This window comes from Mycobacterium sp. UM_Kg27 (genome assembly GCF_000972905.1).
In the GTDB taxonomy this organism is placed as follows: domain Bacteria; phylum Actinomycetota; class Actinomycetes; order Mycobacteriales; family Mycobacteriaceae; genus Mycobacterium.
This window is the reverse complement of the sequence record NZ_JRMM01000071.1, coordinates 1-21,959: the sequence shown is the minus strand read 5'-3', so window position 1 is coordinate 21,959 and position 21,959 is coordinate 1. Positions and strand designations below refer to the sequence as shown.

The window sequence follows — 21,959 nt, the reverse complement described above, 5'->3', positions numbered from 1 at the left end:
GCGTCAGATGTGTATAAGAGACAGCATTCAGGTCGTCCTTGAACCAGAACTCCAGGTGGCGGAACGCGTAGTCGACGCCGCCCTGCACCAGGCAGGTGTGCCCGCTCCAGTCCAGCATCTGGACACCGCGCGGGGTCAGCGCATCCCAAATGGCTTGTTCGGTTTCGGGATAGGACGCCTGAATGCCGAGCAACAGGTAGCCGGCGAGCACGGCCAAGAAGTTGCCGTCGACGGACGGAATCGCCTCGACCACGTTGGTCATCGGCGCGTTGGCGTACGTGCCCACGACATTGAGTTCAGGCGCGTAGCTCGGTGCGAGCTCGGCGGCCGACAACGACGCCTGCCCGCCGGATGCCCAGCCCCAGAACGCGACCGGGCCGTGCGGGTCCAGCGATGTGCCGGGCAGCTGCTGTGCTGCGCGGGCCGCGTCGATCAGTGCCGTTCCCGCCGCAACCCGATTCAGGAACTGGGGCGACTGCGGCCCGTGGGTGCCCAGCCCGACCCCGTCGGTCACCACGATGGCGAAGCCGCGCGCCAGCAGCGTCGCGATGAAGCCCTCTTCGTAGTTGAAGGTCAGGTCGAACCCCTGTGAGAAGTGGATACCCTGGTCGAGCAGCCGCGACGGGGCGCACTGCTCGCCGACCCCGTACGGGCCGGTCGCGTAGGCGATCAGGGGACGCGGGCCGGTACCCGGCCAGGGCACGTCGGGTTCGATGTAGGCCCCGGTCACCGCGACCGGCTGCGCTTGAGCATCCGTACTGCGGTACATGATTCGCGTTCCGGTCCCGACAAAGGCACCCAGCTGACCAGACGGCTCCAGGACCAGTCGCAGCGGTTCAGTGCGAATCAGGGCGCCCGGCTTCCCGGCCGGAAGCGGTGCCGGCGGCGTGTAGAACGCTTCGTATTTGATGTCGTCGGCCATCGCCACCGGGCCGACCACCGTGGTGAGCGAACCGGCAGCCAGCGCCATCGCCGCCACGGCCGCTACTGTCCGGCGGCTGGATCGCCGACCGGCGGCCGGCGTGCTTGCCGAGGCGGCGGTGCTGCAGCCGGTGCGCGTCCGCCACCGATGGACCACCCTGGACAAGCCATCACGACTAATCGAAATCCTCATTGACTCTTCCTCTTTGGGACGCCGGGGACAGGCCGCACATCAGGACGCGCAAGATCACCGTGCGTCGGACGGTGATTCAGGAGGGAATGAAATGCCAGTCCCGGCCGGCAAGCAATAGGCTGCGCGGTAGCGATCACCGGTCACAAAGCTGTGAACAGCGGCATAGCGTTTGATAACAATTACCGCCACGACGAGTTGAAATTGATGCGGCCGTTAGTTTCCGACCCGGGCTCGTGCTGCCCCGCCGGCCGGCCCGCTAAGGAGCGCGCCCCCGCCGGGCAGCAGCGGACGCCGGGTCCGGAGTGTGTTTCCGATCACCATGTTTTTTTGACGCGACTGACGCCATCGGCACTGCTCAGCGCCCCGTTCAGCGGGGCGACCTGATTCCGGCCCTGTTGTCCGGCAACAAGTCCGCCGCGTTGTATCCGTGACAGCGCCAGACATCCGGTGTGCCACATAGTTTCTCCAAGGAGTCCCCCATGACCGTCGTCACCGAGCGGCCGGCCACCAGCGGCCAGACCATCGCGCACGTGCTCGCCACCGCTGACCGGGTTGCCGAGGAGCTGCGCGCGACCGCGGCCGAGCGTGACAAGGCGAACGCGACACCGCGCGCCGAGATCGAGCTGCTGCGCACCAACGACCTGCTTCAGATCCAGGAGCCGGTCGAATACGGCGGATCCGGACTGAACTTTGCCCAGTCCGCTCTTGTCACCAGGCGGATCGCCCGAGGCGACACCTCGATCGCCCACCTGCTCGGCTATCACTACGCCCAGACCCGAGTCGCCCAGCTGTTCGGCACGCCCGCGCAGGCCGACGCCCAGTCACGTCGAAACGCCGCCGAGAAGTTGTTCTGGGGCGGCATCCAAAACCCGCGCGGCAGTACAGGACTGGTCTTGACCCGCGACGGTGACGGCTTCCGGCTCAACGGCAGCCGGACCTTCGCCAGCGGCGCCAGCACGGGCGACCAACTCTCGGTCACCGCACTGCTGGACGGGTCACAGGTCTTCCTGTCCCTCGATGCCCGCGGGGGACGACAGGGTTTCACCTTCCTCGATGACTGGGACAACATCGGTCAACGCCTGACGGACTCCGGCGGGGTCCGGGTCGTCGATGCCCGCATCGAACATCACGAGGTGCTCGGTGAGGCACCGTTCATCGGGGGCACCCTCACTCCGTACCAGACGCTGATCACCCCGCACTGGCAGTTGGCCTTCGTCAACTTCTATGTCGGCACCGCCGAGGGCGCGCTCACCGAGGCGTTGGCGTGGACCAGGGCGAACGCCACCCCCTGGGAGTCCTCGGGCGTCGAGAGCGCCACCGACGACCCGTACATCCTGCAGACCGTCGGCGAGCTGGTCAGTCAGGTACGCGCCGCGGCACTGTTGGCCGACCGCGCCGGTGAGGCACTGCAGGCGGCCGTCAACATCGGTCCCGCACTGACCGAGGACCAGCGCGCCGAAGCCGCGATCGCCGTGTACGAGGCGAAGTATCTGTCCACCGAAGTCGGCTTGCAGGCCGCCAGCCGACTGTTCGAGATCCAGGGCGCCCGCGCCACCACCAGCGCCTACGGCTTCGATCGGCATTGGCGCAATCTGCGCACGCACACCTTGCATGACCCGGTCGCGTACAAGGCGCGTGAGGTCGGAGACTGGGTGCTCAACCACCGGCACCCCGAGTTCTCGCTCTACCGCTGATGGCGATCACACTGCACTGGTTCCTGCCCACCAACGGTGATTCCCGCAGCGATCTGAGTCTGGGAAACGCCGTCGGTGCCGCAGGCAGCCGCGTGAACCCTTACGGCGCCGACCGCGCCCCGGACCTGGACTACCTGCGTCTGGTCGCCGGAGCCGCGGAGCAGTTGGGGTTCACCGGGGCGCTGACCCCGACCAGCAGCTGGTGCGAGGACGCCTGGGTGTTCACCGCCGCGCTCAGCCAACTCACCAAGCGGTTCAAGTTCCTGGTGGCCTTCCGTCCGGGGCTGCAGGCGCCGACGCTGGCAGCCCAGGCGGCGGCGACCTTCCAGCGGGTTTCGGGGGGCCGGCTGCTGCTCAACGTCGTCACCGGCGGTGACGATGCTGAGCAGCGGCGGTTCGGCGACGACTTGGACAAGACCGCCCGCTATGCCCGTGCCGCCGAGTTTCTCACCGTCTTCCGGCAGCTGTGGACGGGAGATCCGGTCACGTTTCACGGCGATCACCTCTTCGTGGAAGATGCGACCATCGTGCCCGCGGCGACCTGGCCGGAGATCTATCTCGGCGGGTCCTCGGCCGCGGCGATCGACGTCGCCGCCGAGCACGCCGATGTCTACCTGACCTGGGGCGAACCACCAGACCAGGTCGCCGACAAGCTCGACGCGGTTCGCCGGCGGGTCAAGGACGTGGGTTCAGCCCGGGCGGCCGCCGGCGAGCTGCGGTTCGGAATCCGGCTGCATGTCATCAGCCGGCCCACCGCAGCCGAGGCGTGGGCCCAAGCCGACCGATTGCTGGCCGGACTCAGCCCAGAGCAGATCCAACGTGCCCAGCAGATCCAACAGAAGTCCGGGTCGGAGGGCCAGCGACGGATGACCGCGCTGCACGGTGGGCGGACCGACCAACTCGAAGTGTCGCCCAACCTATGGGCCGGTGTGGGCCTGGTCCGCGGCGGCGCCGGAACCGCACTGGTGGGTAGCCACGAGGAGGTCGCCGACCGCATCGAGGAGTACTACCACCTGGGGCTGGACGAGTTCGTCCTGTCCGGCTATCCGCACCTGGAGGAGTCCTTCTCGTTCGGGGAGGGCGTGGTGCCGATTCTGGCCGAACGGGGCCTGCTCGCGAACCCCGTCACCGCACTGACAACGTAAGGAAGACAAGGCAATGCCGACCCACGCCCCCACGCCGCTGAGCTTCGCCTATTGGGTTCCCAACGTCAGCGGTGGGCTGGTGACCTCGACGATTGAGCAACGCACCGACTGGAGCTACGACTACAACGTCGCCCTGGCCCGGATCGCCGAAGAAGCCGGCTTTGAGTACGCATTGACACAGGTCCGCTACACGGCGAGCTACAGCGCCGAATATCAGCACGAGTCCACCAGTTTCAGCCTGGCCCTGCTGCTGGCCACCGAGCGGCTCAAGGTGATCGCCGCGGTGCACCCGGGGATGTGGCAGCCGGGAGTGCTGGCGAAGTGGCTGGCGACCGCCGACCATCTGTCCAACGGGCGGGTGGCGGTCAACGTCGTCAGCGGCTGGCTCAAGGACGAGTTCACCAAGCTTGGCGAACCGTGGCTCGAGCACGACGAACGCTACCGGCGCAGTGCTGAATTCATCCAGGCGCTGCGGGAGATCTGGACCAAGGACCGGGCCAATCTGGCCGGCGACTTCTACCGGATCCGCGACTTCAAACTGCAGCCCAAGCCGCTTTCCTGGGAGGGCCGACCCCACCCGGAGATCTTCCAGGGCGGCAACTCCACCGCAGCCCGCAACAACGGCGGTCGCTATTCGGACTGGTACTTCTCCAACGGCAACGACTTCGACGGAGTCACCGCGCAGTTGGCCGACCTTCGTCGGGTCGCGGCCGATTCCGGTCGCGCCGAGCCGCCCCGCTTCGGTCTCAACGGCTTCGTCATTGTGCGCGACACCGAATCGGAGGCCAAAGAGGTGCTGCGAGAGATCATCGCCAAAGCCGACGTTCCCGCGGTCGAGGGTTTCGGTGCGGCGGTGCGCCAAGCCGGCGCGTCGACCGCAGACCAGCGGGGCATGTGGGCGAACTCCACCTTCGAAGACTTGGTGCAGTACAACGACGGCTTCCGCACCCAGTTGATCGGCACCGCCGAACAGGTTGCCGAGCGCATCGTCGCCTACCGGAAGCTGGGCGTGAATCTGATCTTGGCCGGGTTCCTGCACTTCCAGGAGGAAGTCGAGGCGTTCGGCCGGAACGTGCTGCCGCTGGTGCGCGAACTGGAAGCACATGCCGGGTTGGCGCCGGTACCTGAGCCGGCACTGCCGTGACGGCTGGCACCACGGTGCGACTCGGCAGCCACACCGAAGCCGTCGCGGCCGCAAAAACCTTCGCCGACGCGATACGCCCCGGCGGGGCCGACCGCGATCGGGCTGGGGGCGTTCCGCACACCGAACTCGCCGCGTTCGACCGCTCCGGCCTGCCGGCGATCACAGTTCCCGTCGCCGACGGCGGATCCGGCCTGGGACCGGTGACTCTGGCCGAGGTGATCAGCACGATCGCCGCCGCCGATCCGGCGCTGGCGCAGATTCCGCAGGGCCACTTCCTGGCGGTCGACATCTTGCGTCTGCTGGGTACTGCCGACCAGCGCCGGACACTGCTGGGCGCGGTGACCGAGGGTGGCCGCATCGCGCCGGTGCTGGCCGAACGCGGCGGCACCCACGCGCTCGACCTGAAGACCCGTCTGGTCGCCGATGGACCAAGCTGGCGCCTGGAGGGCGTCAAGTACTACAGCACCGGCGCCATCACCGCCCGCTGGTTGGCCGCCAGCGCACTGGACCCCGACGGCCGGTTGGTGCTGGCACTGGTCCAGCGCGACCGGGCAGGGGTCAGCATCGGCGAGGACTGGTCCGCGATGGGACAGCGCTCCACCGTCAGCGGCACAACAACTTTCGACGGGGTACGCGTCGATGCGGGTTTCGTCGTGCCGTACGGAACGGCGTTCAGCGAGCCGCAACTGCTCGGGGCGCGAGCGCAGCTGGTGCACGCGGCCATCGAAGCCGGGATCGCGCAGGGGGCGCTGGCCGATGCCGCAGAGTTCGTCCGGACTCGCAGCCGGCCGTTCTTCGAGGCGTACCGCGCCGACCATGCGCCGACCGCCGCCGAGGATCCCAACATCCGGTTGCGGTTCGGCCGGTTGGCCACCCGCAGCCGTGCCGCCGTGCAACTGCTGCGCTGGGCAGCTGACGTCCTCGAGGAGTTGGGCCTGGTCCCGGCCGGTCCCGACACCGCCGCACACGGGTCGATCGCGGTTGCCCAGGCCAAGGCGTTCGCCAGCGACGTGGCCGTCGACGTGGCCAACGAGCTGTTCGCGTTGACCGGGGCCAGCGGAACCGACCTCAAGCACGGATTGGATCGGCATTGGCGCAACGCTCGCACACACAGCGTGCACGATCCGGTCGACTGGAAGTACCACCACATCGGGGCATGGGAACTCGCCGCTGTTCGGCCGCCCAACCACGCCCAGATCTGACCCGCCGGGCAGCTCAGCCGAGAGTGTCACGGACCCGGGCGGTCACCGCCTCGAGCTGTTCGTCGGCGAATACCGGGGCACCCAGCTCAGGGTCGTCGATGGCTAGCCGTACCCAGCTGGCGCAGCCGGCATACTCGGGTCGGCGCGGCAGCCACACCGGTGCCGACAGCGGGAACACCTGGATCACCAGCGCCGTCAGCCGATGTTTGGGCCGGAAATCCAACCGATCCGCGCGCACCGATTCAGCGGTCCAGATGTGCAGGTCCGCAATGTCCTCGAGCGCCTCGGGCCGCTCTACGGGCAGCGCTGCAACGACTTTGGCCGCGGCCCGAACCAGCACCTGCTCCGCGGTGGAATCGGCGGCCGCCGGTGCGAGCAGATCGCGATGTTCGGGACGGACCCGTTCGGCGTGGCTGTGTACCGAGGTGGGAAACAGCAAGAACTCGTCGGCGCTGACGTCGAAACGCTTCTCGTGAATACCGCCTTTACGCAGCAGGATTCGTTGCCGGCCGGCCCGCAGCGCGGCAATGACAGCGCTCCACTCCTTCAATGCCATACCGTGCATTCCGCTCAGCGTAGCTGGGGCTACGGTGAACCGGTGAGTGACGACATTCTGCTGGTCAAGACACAGGACCGCATCCGCACCCTTACCCTCAACCGCCCGCAGGCCCGCAACGCGCTGTCCGGTGCGCTGCGTGCGGCCATCTTCAGCGCGCTGGCCGACGCCGACGCCGATGACGACGTCGACGTGCTGATCCTGACCGGCGCGGATCCGGTGTTCTGCGCCGGGTTGGACCTCAAGGAGTTCGGCGGATCCACTGCAGTGCCGGACATTTCCCCGCAGTGGCCCCCGATGACCAAACCGGTGATCGGTGCCATCAACGGTGCGGCAGTCACCGGCGGGCTCGAGTTGGCGCTGTACTGCGACGTCCTGATCGCCTCCGAGCAGGCCCGATTCGCCGACACCCACGCCCGGGTGGGCTTGCTGCCGTCCTGGGGCCTCAGTGTCCGACTCCCCCAGAAGGTAGGCGTGGGCTTGGCCCGCCGGATGAGCCTGACCGGCGATTACCTGTCGGCCGCCGACGCGCTGCGGGCCGGGTTGGTCACCGAAGTGGTGCCGCATGACGAGTTGCTGCCCGCTGCAAGTCGGGTGGCGGCCGCGATCGTCGGCAACAACCAAGCCGCGGTACGGGCGCTGCTGGCCTCCTATCACCGCATCGACGAGTCGCAGACCGCCACCGGACTCTGGATCGAGGCGATGGCGGCCAAGCAGTGGCTGAAAACCGTGACCGGCGCGGACGTCGCCGCCAACCGGGCGGCCGTACTGGAACGTGGGCGCGCCCAGGTGCAGTGACAAACACGTCCCGGACGGAGCTTGGGCACCGTCCGGGACGCGTTTGGCGAGGCGCACTGCTAGAAGTCGAGACCCAGGAACGCAGCGCCCGGGTCCAACAACGCCGAGGCGTCGAAGCCACCGAACAACCCGCTCAGGTCGACATCGCCGAACGGGGTGACGAATGTGTCGGTGACGGTGCTGTCGGCGCCGTCCAGACCGGGGATGGCCGAGTAGACGTTGGCGAAACCGCCACCGAGGTTCAGCACGCTGTACACCGAACCCAGCACCGGCAGGTCCGCTGCGTCGCCATCACCGGGCGTCACACCATCGATGACGAACTCGGTGGTGGTCAGGCCCAACAACTGGGTGACGGTCTCCTGCGCGTGCGCGGTGCCGAGCAGGTCCGTGCCGTCAAAGATGTTGAAGTCCTGCGAGGTGATCGGGAGCGGGAAGAAGGTGCCCCCGAGGTCGAGGCCGGGCGTGCCACCGCCGATGTTGAGGAACGGCAGCGCTCCGACCGTCTGGAAGACCGGCGCGAATCCCGGGGTGACGTCGGCCCCGGACCCGGTGAACGGGTCGAAGGTGGTGCCATCGATGGTGAAGGCGTCCTGGCCCACGGCGCTGTCACTCAGGGCGCCGAACGCCGCTCCCGGATCCAGGCTGATCCCGCTGGCCATGCCGCTGAAGATCGAGCTCAGATCCATGCTGCCGAACGGCGTCACCAACGTGTCGGTGATGGTGCCGTTCTCACCCGGGGTGGCGACGTAGACGTTCGCGAAACCGCCACCGAAGTTGAACGCGTCGTAGATCGTTCCCGCCGACGGCAGGCCGTCGCCGGTCTCCGATCCGTCGGTGACGACCAGCTGGGTGTTGGTCATGCCGAACAGGTCGGTCACGTCCACCGCGGTGTTGATAGTGCCGATCTGAGTGGCGTCGTCGCCGGTGCCGCTGAACACGGTGAAGTCCTGCGAGGCGAGCCCGTTTCCATGGGTGCTCGGGTCTCCCAGCGATGCGCCGCCGATACTCAGGAACGGCCCCGCACCACCGAGTGCGGCGATCGGGTTGAAGCCCTCCTGCGCGGATCCACCGGTTCCGGTGAACGGATCCAGCGTCAGACCGCCGATGGCGAACGCATCCTCGCCGCCGCCCGACGCTCCGGCCTGCAGCGCAGCGAAGGCGTCGCCCGGCTGCAGCGGGTCCGCCGCGTTGATGCCGGCGAACATCGAGCTCAGATCCATGTCTCCGAAAGGCGTCACGAATGTGTCGGTGACGGTGCCGTCCGCACCCGGGGTGGCGACGTAGACATTCGCGAACCCGCCACCGAAGTTGAACACGTCATAGACCGCGCCTGACGTGGGCAGATCCGCTGCCGTCTCGCCGGATGCCGCGTCGACGTCCGTGACGGTGAACTCGGTGTTGGTGAAGCCCGCAAGGTTTGTCACGACCACGCTGGAAGTGACGCTACCCAGGTTGGTCCCGTCGGCCCCGAACACCGCGAAGTCTTGCGGCGCGGTGGGCACCAGGCCTCCTGGGCTACCGCCGCCCAAGGTCAGCAGTGGCGCAGAGCCGGTCAGCGGATGCACCAGGGAGAATCCCTCCTGCGCCGAGGAGCCGGTTCCTGTGAACGGGTCGAACGTGAAGCCGCCGATCGTGAAGGCGTCGGCACCGGTGGCGCTCGGCGCGACAGCGTCGTCGCCGGGGCCCGCCACGGCGACCGCCGCCTGTAGGAACGCCGCAGTAAGCAGTCCGCCACCAGTGGCCAGACCTGCGACGATCAGTCGGTAGTGCATCATTCTGAGCTTCCCCATCTCTGTCGTTTTCCCAAGCCAGTGGGTTACACCGCCAGTGTCAGGCGTGTGCAACTGGTAACAACGCGCAGAACGCTACCCGCGAGTAACCTAGATGTATAGATCGTCTGTCTATGCTTTTTCTGCCAATCGGCTGGACAAATAGAATGCCCCGGCGGCAGTGGACCTTCGTCGCCGGCGGTCTCCTGCTCAGCGCAGGCGTGGGCGGTCTGGGCTAGCCGATCCGCCGAAGCACCCGGCACGGATTTCCGGCCGCGAGCACGCCGCCAGGCAAATCCCGGGTCACCACGCTGCCGGCCCCCACGACCGTGTCGGATCCGATCGACACACCGGGGCACACGATCACCCCCGCTGCCAGCCACACGTTGTCGCCCAGTGTGATCGGAGCGGCCGATTCCCAGCCCGACCGTCGCGCACCGATGTCATCCACCGGGTGCAATGCCGTCACCAGCTGGACGCGGGGGCCGACCGATACATGGTCCCCCAGGGTGATGGGCGCGCAGTCCAGAAAGACCGCGTCGTAGTTGATGAAACAGTTGGCGCCGATGCTGATGTATATCCCGTAGTCGCAACAGAATCGGGGCAAGATCTCCGAGTTCGCCCCGAACGATCCGAGCAGTTCGCCCAGCAGCTCACGGCGGGCGTCTTCGTCGTCTGCCCCGGTGGCGTTGAACGCCGCCACCACGCGCTGACATGCCCGCCGACCGGCGACGAGGTCCGGGTCGTCGGGCCGATACGGCGCCCCGCGCAGCATCCGTTCCCGCTGACCGCTCACGCAACCGATCCTACGGCCGTCCGGCCCGCACCCAGCGCCCGGAAAGCGCTCGCCACCCGACGAACAGCAACCGCAGCACCAGAGAAGCCGTCAGCCCCGACCAGATTCCGGCAAGCCCCCAGCCGACGGCCAACGACAGCCACACCAGCGGCAGGAAACCGACCAGCGCGCTGATCACCGTGGCGGTGCGCATGAATGCCGTGTCGCCCGCCCCCAACAACACGCCATCGAGGGCGAAAACAATTCCTGCAATGGGCAATTGGGCCACCAGAAACCACCACGGCACCCCGACCGCGGCCAGCACCGCATCATCGTTGGTGAACAATCCGGGCAGGACGCGCGCCCCGAGGGCCAGTAACCCTGCCAGCACGGAGGCAGCGGCCACGGAGAACAGCGTGACGCGGACGGCCACCGTCTTGGCGTGTCGGGCATCGGATGCACCCAGCGCCGCGCCCACCAAGGCCTGCGCGGCGATCGCCAGCGAATCAAGGGCCAACGCCAGGAAGTTGAACAGCTGCAACACGATCTGATGGGCAGCCAACGCTGCGGCCCCGAATCGCGCCGCGACCGCGGCGGCCGACAGAAAGCTGGCCTGGAATGCCAGCGATCGTGCGATGAGATCGCGTCCCATGACCAGTTGCGCCCGTAGCACGCCGCCATCAAGCTTGCATGACACCGGTTCGCGGTGCAGGGCCCGCAGGAACAACAGCGCAGCAATCCACTGGCCCGCACAGTTGGCCACCGCTGAGCCGGCCAGACCCCAGCACGGCATGCCCAGCCAGCCGAAGACCAGCAGCGGGCACAGCAGCGCCGAAACCGCAAAGCCCGCAATCACATAGCGCGGGGGTCTCGCCATGTCCTGCACACCGCGCAGCCATCCGTTTCCGGCCAGCGACACCAGAATCGCCGGTGCGCCAAGGATCGCAATTCGCAGCCACGGCAAGGCGGCCTGGGCGATCGCGTCACGCCCGGCGACAGCCGAGACCAGCGGCACCGCCGCGACCTGGATCACTACGACGATCAGCGCCCCCAGGCCAAGGGCCAGCCAGGTGGCCTGTACCCCCTCGGCGACCGCGGCGGGACGATCGCCGGCACCGAAGTGCCGCGACGATCGCGCCGTCGTTCCGTAGGACAGGAAGGTGGCCTGCGAGGCGACCAGACTCAGGATCATCCCGCCTATCGCCAGACCAGCCAGGCCCAGGGCACCGAGGCGGCCGACGACAGCGGTGTCGAACAACAGGTACAGCGGTTCGGCGGCCAACACCACCAGCGCGGGCAGGGCCAGTGCCGCGATCCGTTTGGTTCCGGCGCCGGATTCGTCAGCCAAGGCCGGCAACCAGGGCGGCAACCACGTCTGCCGCCGTGCCGCTGACCGTGTATCCGGCGGCCAGCCGGTGCCCGCCGCCGCCGAATGCCACAGCCACGGCACTCAGGTCCACCGCGGACTTGGCGCGCATCGACACCGCCCAGCATCCCGGCACGGTCTCCTTGAGCACGGCCGCCACCTCGGCTTGCGCGGCGGTGCGCACGATGTCGACGATGCTCTCCACCTCCTCGGGCCGCGCCGCAGTCCACTCGGCATGGTCGACCACCGCATAGACCAGCCCGCGCCCGCCCGCCGCGCCCGGCAGCAGTCGCGCACCGGACAGCACCCGCGACAGCATCGTCAGCCAGCTGAACGGGTGGGTGTCCATCACGGTCCGGGCGACCGCCGCATTGTCGACTCCGGCCTCCACCAGCCGCGCCGCCAGCCGATGCGCGCGGGGACTGGCCCACCGGAACGACCCGGTGTCGGTGATCAGCCCCGCATACAGGCAGTGCGCCACGTCCGCATCGATCGGCTCGCCCCAGGCATCGATCAGGTCAGCCACCATCATGGTGGTCGAATCCGCTGATGCGTCAACGAAATTGGCGGTGCCGAACAACTTATTGGACGCGTGATGGTCGATGACCAGCAGCTCCCGTCCCACGGCCAGCTGCCCCAACTCCCCGAGCCGATCCGCGCTCGAGACATCGACGGTCACCACCAGATCGACGTCGCGGCACATCACGTCGGCACCGACCAGCAACTCGCCACACGGCAACGACTGCAGCGACTGCGGCAACGCCGCGGGCCGGGCGAAACCGACCTCGACCGCCTTGCCGCGCCGTCGCAGGACCGAGGCCAGCGCCAGCCCCGCACCGATGGTGTCGGCGTCGGGATGCACATGACAGATCACCGCCAGCGTGCTCGCACCCGCCAGCAGTTCCACGGCCCCGGCGGCGTCGACCCGCCGGCCCGTGGGCAGCGGGTCAGTCGCCCGACTGCTCACCGTCACCGCTGTCATCGGCACCTGCTTGTCCAGGTGCCTCGCGATACGGGTTGGGGTCTCCGACCGGCTGCTTGCCCTCCCGTATCCGGGCCAGGTCGGCGTCGGCGGCCTGCGCTGCGGCCAGCAATTCCGACATCCGATGGGCGGCATCGGGCACGGTGTCCCGCACGAACGTCAGGGTCGGGGTGAACCGAACCCCGGTGCCTGCGCCCACCTTGGAACGCAGCACCCCCTTGGCGCCCTCCAACGCGGCAGCGGCACCGCCGTAGTCGGGATCCTCGTCCAGGGACCGACCCAGCACCGTGTAGTACAGGGTCGCGTCATGTAAGTCAGCGGTCACCTTCGCGTCGGTGATCGTCACGCCGGCCAGCCGCGGATCCTTGATCTCATACTCGATCGCCGAGGCGACGATCGTGGAGATCCGCTTGGCCAGCCGGCGTGCCCGTGCCGGGTCAGCCACTACGTCCGCGCCTTCTCGACGAGCTCGTAGGCCTGGATGACATCGCCTTCCTTGATGTCGTTGTAGGTCAGCGTCAGACCACACTCGTAGCCGTCGCGGACCTCGGTGACATCGTCCTTCTCCCGCCGCAGCGAGGAGATAGTGACGGTCTCGGCGATCACCACGTTGTCACGCAGCAGCCGCGCCTTGGCGTTGCGACGCATAAGACCGGAGGTGACCAGACAGCCCGCGATGTTGCCCACCTTGGAGGAGCGGAACATGGCGCGAATCTCGGCCCGCCCCAGCTCCTTCTCCTCGTAGATCGGCTTGAGCATGCCCTTGAGCGCGCTTTCGATCTCTTCGATGGCCTGGTAGATGACCGAGTAGTACCGGATCTCCACACCTTCGCGGTTGGCCAGCTCGGTAGCCTTGCCCTCCGCCCGCACGTTGAACCCGATGATGATCGCGTCCGACGCCGATGCCAGGTTGACGTTGGTCTCGGTGATGCCACCGACACCGCGGTCGATGACCCGCAGCTGCACCTCGTCGTCGATCTGGATTCCCATCAAGGCCTCTTCCAGGGCCTCGACGGTACCGGCGTTGTCGCCCTTGAGGATCAGGTTCAGCTGGCTGGTTTCCTTCAGCGCCGAGTCCAGGTCCTCCAGCGAGATCCGCTTGCGCGAGCGCGCCGCCAGCGCATTGCGCTTACGCGCGCTGCGCTTGTCGGCGATCTGGCGAGCGATGCGGTCCTCGTCGACCACCAGCAGGTTGTCGCCGGCGCCCGGCACCGAGGTGAACCCGATGACCTGGACGGGCCGCGACGGCAACGCCTCGTCGACGTCGTCGCCGTGCTCGTCGACCATGCGCCGCACCCGGCCGTAGGCGTCGCCGGCGACGATCGAGTCGCCGACCCGCAGCGTTCCGCGCTGGATCAGCACGGTGGCCACCGGGCCGCGGCCGCGGTCGAGGTGAGCCTCGATCGCGACACCCTGAGCCTCCATGTCGGGGTTGGCCCGCAGGTCCAGGGCGGCGTCAGCGGTCAACAGCACCGCCTCCTCCAGGGCCGCGATGTTGGTGCCCTGCTTGGCGGAGATGTCGACGAACATGGTGTCGCCGCCGAAGTCCTCGGCAACCAGCCCGTACTCGGTGAGCTGCCCCCGGATCTTGGCCGGGTCGGCACCTTCTTTGTCGATCTTGTTGACCGCCACCACGATCGGTACGTCAGCGGCCTGGGCGTGGTTGATGGCCTCCACCGTCTGGGGCATCACACCGTCGTCGGCGGCCACCACCAGGATCGCGATGTCGGTGGCCTTGGCGCCACGGGCACGCATGGCGGTGAACGCCTCGTGACCGGGAGTGTCGATGAACGTGATCAGACGCTCGGAGCCGTCGAAGTCGACCGAGACCTGGTAGGCACCGATGTGCTGGGTGATGCCGCCGGCCTCGCCCTCGCGGACGTTGGCCTTGCGGATGGTGTCCAGCAGTCGGGTCTTGCCGTGGTCGACGTGACCCATGACGGTCACCACCGGCGGCCTGCTCTGTAGGTCGTCTTCGCCGCCCTCGTCCTCGCCGTAGGTCAGATCGAACGACTCCAGCAGCTCGCGGTCCTCGTCTTCGGGCGAGACCACCTGGACGACGAAGTTCATCTCGCTGCCCAGCAGCTCGAGCGTCTCGTCACCGACCGACTGGGTGGCGGTGACCATCTCACCGAGGTTGAACAGCGCCTGCACCAGGGCAGCCGGATTGGCGTCGATCTTCTCGGCGAAATCGCTCAGCGATGCGCCGCGGGCCAGCCGGATGGTCTCACCGTTGCCGTGCGGCAACCGCACACCACCGACGACCGGGGCCTGCATGTTCTCGTACTCGGCGCGTTTCGCCCGCTTCGACTTGCGGCCTCGCTTGGGTGCACCGCCGGGGCGGCCGAAGGCACCGGCCGCGCCACCGCGCTGGCCGGGACGACCGCCGCCGCCACCACCGCCGGGACGACCCCGAAAACCGCCGGCGCCGGCGCCTGCGGGGCCACCTCCGCCACCGGGACCGCCGGCCCCGCCGCCGCGGTAGTTACCACCGGGACCGCCACCGGGACCGCCCGGACGACCGCCGGGGGCACCCGGCCGGCCACCGCCGCCGGGACGCGGCGGACCGCCGGGACGCGCCGGACGACCCTGTGCGCCGAAGTTGCTGGAGCGTCCGGGCATGTTGCCCGGTGTCGCGCCGCCGCCGGGCCGCGGCATGCCGGGTCTGGGCGCTCCACCCGGGCGGGGCGCCTGCGGGTGCGGACGCGGGATGGCGCGCTCGACGGGCTGCGCCGAGGAGAACGGGTTGTTTCCGACGCGCGGGGTGCGGGCGCCGGGCTTGGGGCCCGGTGCTGCCGGCCGGGGGCCGGGCGCGGGCGGAGCCGCCGGGGAGGGTGCTGCAGCTGCCGGCGGCGGGGTCTCTGCCGCGGGCGCGGGCGGAGCCGCTGGAGCTGCCGGAGCTGCCGGCTTGGCGGCCGCGGGCGCGGCGGGCTTGGCGGCCTCACCGTCAGCCGCCGGGGCCGGTGCCGGCTTGGCCGGTCCCGGAGTCGCCGCCGGGGCCGGAGCGGCCTTGGCGGGCGCTGGGGCTGCGGCCGCTTCGGCCTTGGGCGCGGGCTTGCCGCCGCCGAAGGACTCGCGCAGGCGCCGCGCGACGGGGGCTTCCACGGTTGAGGATGCCGATTTTACGAATTCGCCCTGCTCGCTCAGGCGGGCGAGAACTTCCTTGCTGGTGACACCGAGTTCCTTGGCCAACTCGTGTACGCGGGCCTTTGCCACTACATCTCCTGTCTATGAGGCGACAGCGGTGGTGGGCCGCGCCTCGGGTTTAGCTATGACGCATGGTCATCGGGACTTCACGGTGTGCTCATGTTCTTCGCTACCTGTTCTGTTGCCCGGGGAGGTGAGCGGACCTTCGAATCCTTCGAAGCACTCCTCCACCCCGGATACATCCGGAGAACCGCTGATCCGCAGCGCGCGCACGAATGCCCGTCTTCGAATCGCCGCGTGCAGGCACTCCGATGCGGGATGCAACCACGCACCCCGCCCCGGCTGGTTGCCCGCGCGGTCAATAATCACGGCGCCGTTGCCGTTCTCCGTTGACACCGCGACCACCCGAAGCAATTCGACGGTCAACGCACGTTTCCGGCATCCGACACACGTGCGCACCGGTCCATCTGGGGAACGGTGCGTCCGCGAGGCGGTTGTCGAAGTCTCGCGCTGGATCACGGCTCAGTCTACCCATACAACGGCGATGACCCGAACCACCTGAATCCGGCGGCGCGCTGGTCGCGTTCCGCTCAGGCTTCGTGCGGCACGCCCTGGCCGGCCTCACGCTCAGCGCCATTGGCGCCGGGCTCCGGGACGTCGCTGCGGATATCGATGCGCCAGCCGGTGAGCCGGGCCGCCAACCGGGCGTTCTGGCCTTCCTTGCCGATGGCCAATGACAGCTGGAAGTCCGGCACCACCACGCGCGCGGCCCGGGCGGCCTGGTCGATCACGGTCACCGACACCACCTTGGCCGGTGACAACGCGTTGCCCACGAAGCGCGCCGGGTCCTCGTCGTAGTCGATGATGTCGATCTTCTCGCCGGCCAGTTCGCTCATCACGTTGCGCACCCGCTGGCCCATCGGGCCGATGCAGGCGCCCTTGGCGTTGAGTCCGGGAATCTGCGAGGCCACCGCGATCTTGGATCGGTGGCCTGCCTCGCGGGCGACCGCGACGATCTCCACCGATCCGTCGGCGATCTCGGGGACCTCCAAGGCGAACAGCTTGCGCACCAGGTTTGGGTGGGTCCGCGACAGCTCGATCCGCGGTTCGCGCAGGCCCCGAGTCACACCGATCACGTAGCAGCGCAGCCGGTCGCCGTGCTCATAGGCCTCACCGGGTGCCTGTTCTGCGGGGCGGATGACACCGTCGAAGCCCTTGGCCTCGGTACCGAGTCGCACCACGATGACACCGCGCGCGTTCTCCCGGGCGTCGCGCTGGACGACTCCGGCGACGATGTCGCCCTCCCGCGCCGAGAATTCGCCGTAGGCCTTCTCGTTTTCGGCGTCCCGCAGCCGCTGCAGGATCACCTGACGGGCCGTGGTCGCCGCGATACGCCCGAAACCCTCGGGAGTGTCGTCGTATTCGCTGATCACGTTGCCGTCGTCATCGGTCTCGCGTGCCATCACCCGCACCACGCCGGTCTTCCGGTCGACATCGATCACCGCGTCAGCCTGATGACCTTCGGTGTGGCGGTACGCGGTGAGCAACGCCGATTTGATCGTGTCCACGACCACGTCAACCGAAATGCCCTTGTCTGCCTCGATAGCGTGCAGCGCGGCCATATCGATGTTCATTGGCGCCACTCCTCTCCGTAGCTACGACCTCCTAGCCGCTGACCGGCTTGGGGTGTCCCCACCGCATCGTCGCCGGCGCAGTTCATGCTCCGGCCTCCGTTTCCCCCGCAGGGGCCTTGATGCCCGCCAGCTCCAACTCACGTTCGCCCGGCGGCGAGAATTCGACTTGCACCACGGCTCGGCTGATCTCGCTCAGCGGCAGCCGGCGACGATTCCAGTCCCGCCCGGCACGCACCACCAGCGTCACGACGTCGTCGTCGACGACGCCCACTCGACCGGTCAGCCCCGACCCGTCGGACAGCGTCAACTCAACTTTGCGACCGTGCGCACGCCGAAAATGTTTCGCGGAGGTCAGCGGCCGGCCCACGCCGGGCGAGCTGACCTCCAGCACGTATTGACTGTCGAATTCCAGGGTGTCGAGCAACTCCGACGCCGAGCGGGCCAACGCCGCGGCGGTGTCCAGATCCAGTGGGGTGTCGCCGTCGGCTACCACGGTGATTCGCGGCAGTGCGTCCTGATCGTCGACCACGACGTCCTCGATCTCGAATCCGGCGCGGGTGAACTCAGCATCGAGCAGCTCGATCACCTGAGTCTGGGAAGGTAGCCCGGTGGCCACGGCGAGCTCCTCATCTTGAGTTGTTCAGTCGGCGCGTTCCCACGCGCCAGGCGCGGCCGGGAACCAGTTATCAACGATACGCCGTGGGAAACACAGCCACAGCAAACCGGCAAAAGCGCCCGTCAGCGTACCTTGGCACGCTCGCGGCCACGTCGCGTCCCTACCGCGCAGCCGCAATGGCAGGATGTCAGGGTGCCCGGCCCCCTGTCCGCCATCGACCGACGGCGCGTGCTCACCGGCGCCGGGATGCTCGCCCTGCTGGCCCTTGCCGCGCCGGCCTGCAGCTCGGCTCCAACCCCCCCCGCCGTCGACGACCTGGAAGCGCAACGCCAACTGGCAATGCGCGACAGTGAGCTGGCCGCCGCAGCCGCCGCGGCACTGGTCGACCCGGAGTCCAAGGCGGTGGCCGCAGCACTGGATCAGGTGGCGCGGGAGCGAACCGAGCACGCCCGGGCACTGGCAGCCGAGATCGCCCGCGCCGCCGGGAAGACACCGGCGGACGAGGCCGAAACCACCACCCCCGGTGCCGCGCCGGACGGGCCCGCTCCACCGGTCTCGCAGGTGGTCAACGCGTTGCAGGCCGCCGCCGACAGCGCCGGGAAGCTGGCGGTCGCCTCGTCGGGTTACCGGGCCGGACTGCTGGCCTCCATCGCCGCAGCGTGCACGGCTTCCTACGCAGTAGCCCTGGTGCCGCAGGCATGACATCTCCGCAACCCCGCCCGGCGTCGGGCCCCGACGCGGCCCTCATTGATGCCCTGGCCACCGAATACGGCGTCGTCTACGGCTACGGACTGGTGTCGGCGTACTCGCTGCCGGAGTTCAACGCCCTGGTGGTCACCACCATCCGTCAGCACCGTGAACGCCGGGACCGCACCATCGCGATCCTGACCAGCCGCTCGGTCGCCGTCCCGCCCGCCGCGGCCGGGTATCAGTTGCCCCTGCCGGTGACCACGTCCAACGAGGCCCTGCGGTTGGCGGTCCGGATGGAATACGACACGGCGGCGGCCTGGCGCGCGGTCGTCGAGCAGGCCAGCGAAGCCACCGACCGGGAGTTCGCGGCGACCGCGCTCGGCCAAAGCGCCGTGCTGGCCGCGCACTGGAACCGCGCGGCGGGCAACTGGCCGATCACCCAGGCCTTCCCGGGCGGCCAGGACTGAGCGAGACTGACCTCGACCCGCGTTGCGCGCGGCACCATGCGCAGCCAGCCGTCGGGTTAACCGTCTTCGGCGCGGACCGCGGCCACGATCTGCCCGGCCAACTCCGCCCCGACGGCCAGCTCGCGGGTCTGCCCGGAGAAGCGGTCGCGCAGTTCGACAACGCCGTCAGCCCAGCCGCGGCCCAGCACGACGATCCATGGCATCCCGATCAGCTCGGAATCCTTGAACTTCACCCCCGGCGAGGCTTTCCGGTCGTCGAAGAGCACCTCCAGACCAAGCCGGTCCAGTTCGGCGGCCAGCTCGGTCGCGCCGGCGCGCGCGGCCTCGTCCTTGTTGGCAACAACCACGTGTACGTCGAAGGGAGCGACCTGCGACGGCCACCGCAAGCCCAGCTCGTCGTGCTGCTGTTCGGCGATGACAGCTACCAGCCGGGAGACGCCGACGCCGTAGGAGCCCATGGTGAGCCGCACCGGACGGCCATCCTCGCCGAGGACGTCGGCGGCAAACGCGTCGGTGTACTTGCGGCCGAGCTGGAAGATGTGGGCGATCTCGATGCCCCGGGCGCTGACCAGCGGGCCGGCCCCATCCGGTGACGGGTCCCCGTCGCGGACCTCGGCCGCCTCAATGGTGCCGTCGGCATGGAAATCGCGCCCGGCGACCAGCCCCACGACGTGTTTGCCGGGTGCGTCGGCTCCGGTGATCCAGCTGGTGCCATCCACCACACGGGGGTCCACTAGGTAGCGGACGCCATTGTCCTGCAGTGCCTTCGGGCCGATGTAGCCCTTCACCAGGAACGGGTGCTTGACGAAATCACCGTCTCCGAGCAGGGCGTATTCGGCCGGTTCGAGCGCCGCGCCGAGGCGCTTCTCGTCGATCTCGCGGTCGCCCGGCACCCCGATGCCCAGCAGCTCCCACTCGCCGTCGGGCTGGCGGACCTTGAGCAGGACGTTCTTGAGGGTGTCGGCGGCGGTGACAGTACGGTCCAGTGCGCCGTTGGCCCAGTCCACCAGGGTGGCGATCGTCGGGGTGTCACCGGTGTCGTGAATCTGCGGTTCCGCCAAGCCGTCCACCGGTTGCGGCTCGGGGCGGGCGGTGGTCACGGCTTCGACGTTGGCGGCGTAGCCGGACTCGAGGCAGCGCACGAAGGTGTCTTCACCGACTGCGCTCTCGGCGAGGAACTCCTCGGAGGCCGACCCACCCATGGCGCCCGAGACCGCGGAGACGATCACATACCGCACGCCGAGCCGATCGAAGATCTTCTGATAAGCCACCCGGTGCGCGTCATAGGCGGTGGCCAGACCGGCGTCGTCGACATCGAAGGAGTACGAGTCCTTCATGACGAATTCGCGGCCGCGCAGGATGCCGGCCCGGGGCCGCGCCTCATCGCGGTACTTGGTCTGGATCTGATACAGCACCACCGGGAAGTCCTTGTAGGAGCTGTACTCCCCCTTGACAGTCAGGGTGAACAGTTCCTCGTGGGTGGGGCCCAGCAGGTAGTCGTTGTCGCGGCGGTCCTTGAGCCGGAACAGTCCGTCGCCGTACTCGGTCCAGCGGTTGGTGGTCTCGTACGGTGCGCGCGGCAGCAGCGCCGGGAACAGGATCTCCTGGCCGCCGATGGCGTTCATCTCTTCGCGGACCACCCGCTCGATGTTGCGCAGCACCCGCAGACCGAGCGGCAGCCAGCTGTACAGACCGGGCGCGATCGGCCGGATGTAACCGGCCCGGATCAGCAGCTTGTGGCTGGGGACTTCGGCATCGGCGGGGTCGTCGCGCAGGGTGCGCAGGAACAGTTCGGACATCCGGGTGATCACAGGCCGAGAGCCTATCTTCAGCCGCGAGGAGGCGCGGACCTGCCCGGCGCCCCTACAGCTGCCCAGCCTCCATCGCCTCCAGGGTGTGCTGGGCGCGGGCGATCTGGTCGGCCGAGAACCTGATGAACAGTGCCGCAGCACCCACCAGCACGGCAAGCGCGGCAACCCACAGCAGTGAATAGGTGTAGCCATGGCCGAGCGCATCCAGTTGGCTGTCGGTCATGTTCTTCACCGGGCCGGTGGTGCCGCCCAGGTACAGCGTTCGCGAGGTCTGCACGGCCTGGATGATCACCAGGACCACCGGGCCGCCCAGGTTGTAGACCATCAACGTGACCGCCGAGACCGGGCCGATCTCGCGTGGGCCGACGTCGGCCACCGCACACAGCGGCAGCACCACCGAGATCACGCCGATGCCGAAGCCACCCACGACGAACAGCATCACCAGGTCGGGGACGTACGGCACGCCACGGTCCAGCGTCGACCCGAACAGCATGGCGGCCCAGACCAGGCTGCCGGCGCCGATGATGAGCCAGCGCGGCGCGATCAGCGCGGCCGCCCAACTGGTCAACAAGTTGCCGACACCCATTGCCACCGCAAACGGGATAAAGCAGATACCGGCGCGCAGGGCCGAGTAGCCCAGCACGTCTTGAACCAGTAGTCCGATCATCACGCTCACCGTGAGCATCACGCCGCCTGCGATGAAGTACGCCGTGAAGGTGGCGACCCGGCTGGGGTTGTCGAACACCGCTGCCGGTACCAGTGGGTTGGCGGCGTTGCGTTCGACGAGCAGAAAGGCCAGTAGGAACAGCGCCGCGGCGGCGCCAGCGCCGATCACCCACGGGCTCACCCAGCCCTGGGGCGGGCCCTGGGTGAAGACCAGCACCGCCGCGGTGCACGCGCCGGTGGCCAGCAGTGCCCCGGTGAGGTCCAGCCGGAGCCGTTCGGCGTTGGTTTCGGTCAACCGCGACACCGCTATCGTCACGATGACGATCCCGATCGGGATGTTGATCAAAAACGCCAGCCGCCACGAGCTGTCTCTTATACACATC

General features: G+C 68.5%; 20 protein-coding genes. 7 read left to right on the top strand and 13 right to left on the bottom strand.

Going from position 1 to position 21,959, the window contains the following annotated elements; all coding sequences use genetic code 11:
• A partial coding sequence (locus LI94_RS12635; protein ID WP_046301404.1) for a lipase family protein occupies nt 1-970 on the bottom strand: 970 nt, incomplete at its 3' end.
• 623 nt (nt 971-1,593) lie between these two features.
• Here LI94_RS12635 and LI94_RS12630 point away from each other — a divergent pair.
• Genes LI94_RS12630 through LI94_RS12615 form a run of 4 tightly spaced genes read left to right on the top strand, consistent with a single transcriptional unit; the run spans nt 1,594 to nt 6,299 of the window.
• On the top strand, nt 1,594-2,808 hold the full coding sequence (locus LI94_RS12630) for an acyl-CoA dehydrogenase family protein (RefSeq protein ID WP_024443157.1): 1,215 nt from the start codon (nt 1,594-1,596) through the stop codon (nt 2,806-2,808).
• Entirely contained in the window at nt 2,808-3,953 is a 1,146-nt protein-coding gene (locus LI94_RS12625; RefSeq protein WP_024443158.1) for an LLM class flavin-dependent oxidoreductase, read from the top strand. Before LI94_RS12630 ends, LI94_RS12625 begins: the two co-directional genes overlap by 1 nt.
• A gap of 13 nt (nt 3,954-3,966) precedes the next feature.
• On the top strand, nt 3,967-5,097 hold the full coding sequence (gene sfnG, locus LI94_RS12620) for a dimethylsulfone monooxygenase SfnG (RefSeq protein WP_046301402.1): 1,131 nt from the start codon (nt 3,967-3,969) through the stop codon (nt 5,095-5,097).
• Nucleotides 5,094-6,299 carry an acyl-CoA dehydrogenase family protein gene (locus tag LI94_RS12615; RefSeq protein WP_046301401.1) on the top strand — a complete coding sequence of 402 codons (1,206 nt, stop codon included), beginning with the start codon at nt 5,094-5,096 and terminating at the stop codon, nt 6,297-6,299. The genes sfnG and LI94_RS12615 overlap by 4 nt, the downstream gene beginning before the upstream one ends.
• Nucleotides 6,300-6,312: 13 nt before the next feature.
• Here the strand turns inward: LI94_RS12615 and LI94_RS12610 are convergent, their stop codons facing one another.
• Nucleotides 6,313-6,864, bottom strand: coding sequence for a DUF1802 family protein (locus LI94_RS12610; protein WP_024443161.1), 552 nt, complete (start codon nt 6,862-6,864; stop codon nt 6,313-6,315).
• A 33-nt stretch (nt 6,865-6,897) separates the two neighbouring features.
• Here LI94_RS12610 and LI94_RS12605 point away from each other — a divergent pair, with 33 nt between their 5' ends.
• Nucleotides 6,898-7,653 (top strand): enoyl-CoA hydratase, encoded by a 756-nt coding sequence (locus LI94_RS12605; protein WP_024443162.1) that lies wholly within the window; start codon nt 6,898-6,900, stop codon nt 7,651-7,653.
• Between the two features lie 59 nt (nt 7,654-7,712).
• Here the strand turns inward: LI94_RS12605 and LI94_RS12600 are convergent, their stop codons facing one another.
• The 9 genes from LI94_RS12600 to rimP all read right to left on the bottom strand — a co-directional run bounded on the left by LI94_RS12600 (nt 7,713) and on the right by rimP (nt 17,942).
• The gene (locus tag LI94_RS12600) at nt 7,713-9,428 is read right to left on the bottom strand and encodes a hypothetical protein (protein WP_046301400.1); all 1,716 of its coding nucleotides are present in this window, start codon (nt 9,426-9,428) and stop codon (nt 7,713-7,715) included.
• 229 nt (nt 9,429-9,657) lie between these two features.
• Entirely contained in the window at nt 9,658-10,218 is a 561-nt protein-coding gene (locus LI94_RS12595) for a sugar O-acetyltransferase (RefSeq protein ID WP_024443164.1), read from the bottom strand.
• Nucleotides 10,219-10,228: 10 nt separating this feature from the next.
• Entirely contained in the window at nt 10,229-11,545 is a 1,317-nt protein-coding gene (locus tag LI94_RS12590) for an MATE family efflux transporter (RefSeq protein ID WP_046301403.1), read from the bottom strand.
• Nucleotides 11,538-12,545: a bifunctional oligoribonuclease/PAP phosphatase NrnA gene (locus LI94_RS12585; protein WP_046301399.1), complete on the bottom strand. Its 1,008-nt coding sequence runs from the start codon at nt 12,543-12,545 to the stop codon at nt 11,538-11,540. The genes LI94_RS12590 and LI94_RS12585 overlap by 8 nt, the downstream gene beginning before the upstream one ends.
• Complete coding sequence (rbfA, locus tag LI94_RS12580; RefSeq protein WP_024443167.1) at nt 12,511-12,990, bottom strand: 30S ribosome-binding factor RbfA; 480 nt, start codon at nt 12,988-12,990, stop codon at nt 12,511-12,513. Before rbfA ends, LI94_RS12585 begins: the two co-directional genes overlap by 35 nt.
• Nucleotides 12,990-15,761: a translation initiation factor IF-2 gene (gene infB, locus LI94_RS12575; protein ID WP_046301398.1), complete on the bottom strand. Its 2,772-nt coding sequence runs from the start codon at nt 15,759-15,761 to the stop codon at nt 12,990-12,992. Before infB ends, rbfA begins: the two co-directional genes overlap by 1 nt.
• 66 nt (nt 15,762-15,827) lie before the next feature.
• A complete protein-coding gene (locus tag LI94_RS12570; protein ID WP_192830966.1) occupies nt 15,828-16,211 on the bottom strand; it encodes a YlxR family protein in 384 nt (127 codons plus the stop codon).
• A 71-nt stretch (nt 16,212-16,282) separates the two neighbouring features.
• Nucleotides 16,283-17,326, bottom strand: coding sequence for a transcription termination factor NusA (gene nusA / locus LI94_RS12565; protein WP_024443170.1), 1,044 nt, complete (start codon nt 17,324-17,326; stop codon nt 16,283-16,285).
• Nucleotides 17,327-17,408: 82 nt separating this feature from the next.
• On the bottom strand, nt 17,409-17,942 hold the full coding sequence (gene rimP, locus LI94_RS12560; RefSeq protein WP_024443171.1) for a ribosome maturation factor RimP: 534 nt from the start codon (nt 17,940-17,942) through the stop codon (nt 17,409-17,411).
• Nucleotides 17,943-18,134: 192 nt separating this feature from the next.
• Here rimP and LI94_RS12555 point away from each other — a divergent pair, with 192 nt between their 5' ends.
• Nucleotides 18,135-18,644, top strand: coding sequence for a hypothetical protein (locus LI94_RS12555; protein ID WP_046301396.1), 510 nt, complete (start codon nt 18,135-18,137; stop codon nt 18,642-18,644).
• Entirely contained in the window at nt 18,641-19,099 is a 459-nt protein-coding gene (locus LI94_RS12550) for a ferritin-like domain-containing protein (protein WP_024443173.1), read from the top strand. The genes LI94_RS12555 and LI94_RS12550 overlap by 4 nt, the downstream gene beginning before the upstream one ends.
• A 56-nt stretch (nt 19,100-19,155) precedes the next feature.
• Here LI94_RS12550 and LI94_RS12545 read toward each other — a convergent pair whose 3' ends face one another.
• The gene (locus LI94_RS12545; protein WP_046301395.1) at nt 19,156-20,910 is read right to left on the bottom strand and encodes a proline--tRNA ligase; all 1,755 of its coding nucleotides are present in this window, start codon (nt 20,908-20,910) and stop codon (nt 19,156-19,158) included.
• A gap of 52 nt (nt 20,911-20,962) precedes the next feature.
• A partial coding sequence (locus LI94_RS12540) for an MFS transporter (RefSeq protein WP_046301394.1) occupies nt 20,963-21,959 on the bottom strand: 997 nt, incomplete at its 5' end.

Coding starts and splice junctions, on each gene's coding strand:
- LI94_RS12630 (WP_024443157.1), top strand. CDS start 1,594: ATGACCGTCGTCACCGAGCGGCCGGCCACCAGCGGCCAGACCATCGCG.
- LI94_RS12625 (WP_024443158.1), top strand. CDS start 2,808: ATGGCGATCACACTGCACTGGTTCCTGCCCACCAACGGTGATTCCCGC.
- sfnG (WP_046301402.1), top strand. CDS start 3,967: ATGCCGACCCACGCCCCCACGCCGCTGAGCTTCGCCTATTGGGTTCCC.
- LI94_RS12610 (WP_024443161.1), bottom strand. CDS start 6,864: ATGCACGGTATGGCATTGAAGGAGTGGAGCGCTGTCATTGCCGCGCTG.
- LI94_RS12600 (WP_046301400.1), bottom strand. CDS start 9,428: ATGATGCACTACCGACTGATCGTCGCAGGTCTGGCCACTGGTGGCGGA.
- LI94_RS12585 (WP_046301399.1), bottom strand. CDS start 12,545: ATGACAGCGGTGACGGTGAGCAGTCGGGCGACTGACCCGCTGCCCACG.
- nusA (WP_024443170.1), bottom strand. CDS start 17,326: ATGAACATCGATATGGCCGCGCTGCACGCTATCGAGGCAGACAAGGGC.
- LI94_RS12550 (WP_024443173.1), top strand. CDS start 18,641: ATGACATCTCCGCAACCCCGCCCGGCGTCGGGCCCCGACGCGGCCCTC.